Here is a 530-nt window from a genome sequence, read left to right as displayed (position 1 = left end):
GGGGAGGTCGCGGTGTGGAAGGTGCGTCGGGTCACCGACCGCACCCGCCGCCTCGACCCCATCGCCGCCGCCAGCGTGGACGGTGAGCTCGCACCCTTGCTGGGCTCGTGCTCGTGGGTCAAGGTCGAGAACGCCGTCGAGACCGCCGCTGCCGAAGCAGACCCCGAGCACGCCGAAGGCATCCGGCTGGACCGGACCCGCGACCAGCACCTCGACATCGGTCTCACCGTCACCCACCTCAACGACGGCCTCGTCCCCATCAGCGGGCTTCTGGACTACACCGACGCCCTCGCGTTGGAGGCACAGATCAAGGCCGGCGCCCACGCCCTCCTCGCCGACCACCCCGAGCTCGACCTCGACATCCGCCGCGCCATGGCCGCCGGACAGCTCGGCGGACAGTCCACCCGTGAGATCGTGATCTACGCCCACCACCAGCCCGACGAGGCCCACGGCATCGTGACGGTCGAAGGCGCACACCTGCCCTACGCGACCATCGAGCAGCTGACCGAGTGGTGCACCCAGCAAGGCAC

The 530-nt window shown here is 70.4% G+C and carries 1 protein-coding gene; it reads left to right on the top strand.

What is annotated here, in order from left to right; translation table 11 throughout:
• Positions 1-12 precede the first annotated feature (12 nt).
• On the top strand, positions 13-530 hold a 518-nt coding region (locus ACFPYL_RS17405; RefSeq protein WP_379157054.1), incomplete at its 3' end, for a hypothetical protein.

Source organism: Nocardioides hankookensis (assembly GCF_042658885.1).
GTDB lineage: Bacteria > Actinomycetota > Actinomycetes > Propionibacteriales > Nocardioidaceae > Nocardioides > Nocardioides hankookensis.
The sequence above is the reverse complement of the archived record's forward strand: the minus strand, read 5'-3'. Positions and strand labels throughout refer to the sequence as shown.